Here is a 4,075-nt window from a genome sequence, read left to right on the forward strand (position 1 = left end):
GGCCCCCGCCCTGACGTTGACATTGGCGGCGGCAAGACCTCCGAAGACAAGGCCGACGGTCAGGACGATCAGGAACAGCCAGCAAAGCTCAGGCCACAGTTGGAGGATCGTGAAGCTTACCGAGGCGACGATCCCTCCCAGCAGATTGACGGTCACCAAGCCCGCCGCCGCGCGCGGACTGGTCACGAGGTCGATCTGGCCGAGCAGGGATACGACGGTCAGCGGCAGGACGACGGCCGTCGAGAGATCGTCGTCGGCGACGCAGAACGCGAAGATGACGAGCAGGATGATCGTATTGGCAAAGGCGATGCGCGTCGCTTGGCGGTGGATATGCTGCAGCGGCGGGAGCGGGCGGGAATCGGCGCTTTCCCGGTTGGGAAAGGCCACGTGGGCGAGCCATGCGAACAGGACGCCATTTGCGGCGGCCTTGCCCAGGATGACGACGACGGACGCGCCGAGATCCCGGTCGAGGACGCCGAGCAGCGGTGCGGCCACCCCGATGGTGAGGATCAGCGCCGGCGCCGGACCGCCCCGGCGGTTGAGCTGCGCCACGAAGCAGGCGAAGTAGATCAGGCCGAGCATCAGCAGGAAGGGGAGCGGCCGCTCCGCGAGGATGCTGGTGAGAACCAGGAACCCCTGGCCCGCCAGCACCATTACCGCAACGAAGCCGATCGCCTGCGGCACCCCCATGGGCCGCCGGCTCGCCATCAGGAGTTGGGCGGCGAAAACAGGGCCGAGAAACGGAATGACTTCGCCCTGAGCAACGGCGGCGGTGAAGCTGGCCGCGACCGCGAAGGCGATCCGCAACCCCTGGCGCCGGCCGGTCCTGTCAGTCGACATAAGTCACCAGATCAACTGACATAGGTCAGCATCGAAACGAGCCTGATCCAGAACGCGCCGAGCGCGTTCATGACAGGGTTGCTCTCGCCCGTGTAGATCACGACGTTCGCCTGCGAGCCGTAGCGGATGCCGGCCGGATGCTTGCCGTCGAAGATCAGGCGGACGGGGAAGCGTTGCGGCTCCCGGACCCAGCCGCTTTGATTGCGGATGGTCGGCAATCCGGTCGCCGGATCGACGCTTTCTCCCGATACGCCCCATCCGACGCTTTCGACACGGGCGGGCAACACCTGGCCGGGCAGCGAGTCCAGGACGACCTCCGCCTGATCTCCGGGGCTGACGAACTGGAGACTGTTCTCCTTGAACGCCGCCGCGATCCAGATCGTGCCGGCGTCGATGAACGTCATGACGGCTTCGCCGGCGGCGACGGCCTCGCCGACTGCAACCTGGAGGTTGGTGACGACGCCGGCGCTGGGAGCCGAAACCGTCGTGCGGGCGAGGTTGAGCCGAGCGCGTTCGAGTGCGGCCAGGGCTTCCTGGAGGTCGGGATTGTTCTCGCCGGCGGGGCCGAGTTCCTGCCGGGCCTTGGCGAGATCGGCCTCCGCCCGGACCACCGTGGCGTCGGCGGCTTGCAGCGAGGCTATCGCCTCGTCTTCCCTGGCGCGGGCATAGACGCCCCGCTTGACCAGCTCGACGGCCCGCTGCGCCTGATCGCGGACGTTGTTGCGGTTCGCCGTGACCTCGACAAGCCGCGCCTGGGCCGAGTCGACCGCCGCCGTCGAGGCGCCGATGGTCTGGCCGATCCGCGCCAGACGCGCCTCGGCCTCCCGGACCGCGAGGATGTAGGTGTCCGGTTCGATGCGGAACAGCACGTCGCCCGCCGCGACGATCGCATTGTCCACCACCCCGACCTCGATCACCCGCCCGGAGACTTCGGGAGCCATGCGGACCACGTAGGCCTGAACGACCGATTGGGAGGTGGAGGGAGTCCGCCGCTCCATGAAGACCGACACTACGAAGAGCAGACCTGCCAACCCGATCACGACCATCGCCGTGCGGCGCAGGGGATTGGGCTGCGCCGCCGGCTCCTTCGGCACGGGCGGTTCAGCCGCCGCTTCGGGCGAAGAGGAATCCGCCGGCGTCACCGGCAACTGCTGGACGCTGGAAACCTTCGTCATGCTCGCTTCTCCCCATGGGCCAGCTTACGCCTTCGAGGTTGCATGGTGCCGCGCCGGCTTGAAGTTTATGATTTTCAGGTGCGATGGTTCGGCATGGTCGGGTGTGCTGCTGATCCGTGGGTATTGAGTCGAAGGCATTATAAAATAGGTGCGGGGCATCGGGGCAGGGCGCATTGGGACATGTGTTGCCAGTCCGGCACCTCGATCGAAGTTGCCGGGCTTTACGCCGGGCAGCCCGCCCGCTCCTCCGCGTCCACTATGGCGAACAGCACCCGCTCCAGGCGGTAGGGCATCCTGTCCGACACGGAGTCGGCTAACGGCATCCTGTCCGACACGGAGTCGGCTAACGGCATCCCGTCCCCGAAGCCGCTGGGCGGGGCTGCCGGCTTCGGGGACGGGCGGCAGCAGCTTGAAGACAGGGCGACATCTCATGCCAACGGCATTGAAGACTGACCTGGTTTCCTGAATTACCTGGCAGGTATCGTGGAACCTGTCCGTCTCGATTATCTATGGCGTCCTCAATTGGGAGATGTGGCGGACGAAATGGTATTGGAGACAGCTATCAACGGAAGAGCCGACTGCATCGTGACATTCAATCAGCGCCACTTCATTCCTGCGGCACGGTTTGGGATCGACGTAGTTTTTCCCATAGACGCACTAAGGAGGATCGGATGAGCAAGGCTAACTATTCCCTCCGGCTTCAGCCCTCGCTTAAGGCCGCCGCCGAGAAAATGGCGGCGGCTGATGGAACCAGTCTAAATCAGTTTATCAATGTTGCCGTTGCCGAAAAGCTGTCCGCCTTGGAGACGGAGGAGTTCTTCCGGGCACGCGCCGCCGCAGGGAGCCGTGACGATTTTCTGGCATTTCTTGACGGTGCCGGTGATGAGGAGCCCTGCGGGGGAGACAACCTGCTCGATTCATAGAAGCAAAGTCCGATGTCGGCACTCCGGCGGCGTTTTTCAGGACTGCGCCGCCGAAGCTGCGGGGACGGGCGGGCGTCGCCAGAAAGGTGTCGATGATTACGCGCCCACGCGCTATGAAGCCGGCATGGATACAGTCGGCGATATCGAGATCTTCCTTGTGACCTTTCCGGGGGCTGAAGCCTTGCTGTGCGCGGAGGCGCGCGAGAAGGGCTTCATCGACCCGACGCCGATCAAGGGCGGCGTGACCGTCAGGGGCGGCTGGCCCGAGGTCTGGCGAGCGAACCTGGAACTGCGGGGCGCCAGCCGCGTGCTGGCGCGCGTGGCCGCCTTCCGCGCTTTTCATCTGGCCCAGCTCGACAAGCGCGCCCGCCGGGTGGCCTGGAGCGAGTTCCTGCGTCCGGACGTGCCTGTCCGCGTCGAGGCGGCGTGCAAGGGCTCCCGCATCTATCATGCGGGGGCGGCGACGCAGCGGATCGAAAAGGCGATCCGGGAAGAACTGGGCGCTCCGATTTCCGCCGAGGCCGACGTGGTCGTCAAGGCGCGGATCGATGACGACCTGTGTACCATCAGCATCGATACTTCCGGCGAATCCCTGCACAAGCGCAACCACAAGGAAGCCGTCCACAAGGCGCCGATGCGGGAAACCCTGGCGTCGCTGTTCCTGCGCCAATGCGGCTATGACGGGACCGAACCCGTGGTCGATCCGATGTGCGGATCGGGCACCTTCGTCATCGAGGCGGCGGAGATCGCGGCCGGCCTGAAGCCGGGCCGGTCGCGGCGCTTCGCCTTCGAGCAACTGGCGGGTTTTAACGAGGCGGCCTGGAGCCGGATGCGCGGGGCAGGGGACGGAGCCGGGGGCGGGGCCGAGGCCGGGGATGAGGCCGGGGGAGATGGCGATATCAAGCCGGCTGTCCGGTTCCATGGCAGCGACCGCGACGCGGGGGCCATCGCCATGAGCCGGACCAACGCGGCGCTTGCGGGCGTCGCCGGAATGACGGAGTTCCGGCAGCACGCGGTCACCGACCTCGTAGCACCGAGCGGCCCGCCGGGGCTGGTCATCGTCAACCCGCCTTACGGCAACCGGATCGGGGACAAGAAGCAGCTTTACTCCCTGTACGCGGCACTGGGGCAGACACT

5 protein-coding genes are annotated in these 4,075 nt (G+C 66.1%); 3 read left to right on the top strand and 2 right to left on the bottom strand.

The window, feature by feature from the left end; translation table 11 throughout:
• Both AC5JJ6_RS02170 and AC5JJ6_RS02175 read right to left on the bottom strand, forming a co-directional pair.
• Nucleotides 1–840: DUF2955 domain-containing protein (locus AC5JJ6_RS02170; RefSeq protein ID WP_496040467.1), on the bottom strand; the 840-nt coding region annotated here is incomplete at its 3' end.
• An 11-nt stretch (nucleotides 841–851) separates the two neighbouring features.
• Entirely contained in the window at nucleotides 852–2,015 is a 1,164-nt protein-coding gene (locus AC5JJ6_RS02175; protein ID WP_496040468.1) for an HlyD family secretion protein, read from the bottom strand.
• Nucleotides 2,016–2,498: 483 nt separating this feature from the next.
• On the opposite strand from AC5JJ6_RS02175, the gene AC5JJ6_RS02180 reads away from it, so the two are divergent.
• From AC5JJ6_RS02180 to AC5JJ6_RS02190, 3 genes are all read left to right on the top strand, one after another.
• On the top strand, nucleotides 2,499–2,690 hold the full coding sequence (locus AC5JJ6_RS02180; protein ID WP_496040469.1) for a PIN domain-containing protein: 192 nt from the start codon (nucleotides 2,499–2,501) through the stop codon (nucleotides 2,688–2,690).
• Complete coding sequence (locus tag AC5JJ6_RS02185) at nucleotides 2,687–2,938, top strand: toxin-antitoxin system HicB family antitoxin (RefSeq protein WP_496040470.1); 252 nt, start codon at nucleotides 2,687–2,689, stop codon at nucleotides 2,936–2,938. The genes AC5JJ6_RS02180 and AC5JJ6_RS02185 overlap by 4 nt, the downstream gene beginning before the upstream one ends.
• Before the next feature lie 124 nt (nucleotides 2,939–3,062).
• Nucleotides 3,063–4,075 (top strand): THUMP domain-containing class I SAM-dependent RNA methyltransferase (locus AC5JJ6_RS02190; RefSeq protein ID WP_496040471.1); only part of this gene is annotated, 1,013 nt, incomplete at its 3' end.

This window comes from Skermanella sp. (assembly GCF_059503625.1).

What these genes read in the sequence shown, in the direction of transcription:
- AC5JJ6_RS02175 (WP_496040468.1), bottom strand. Translation starts at nt 2,015, where the DNA reads ATGACGAAGGTTTCCAGCGTCCAGCAGTTGCCGGTGACGCCGGCGGAT.
- AC5JJ6_RS02185 (WP_496040470.1), top strand. Translation starts at nt 2,687, where the DNA reads ATGAGCAAGGCTAACTATTCCCTCCGGCTTCAGCCCTCGCTTAAGGCC.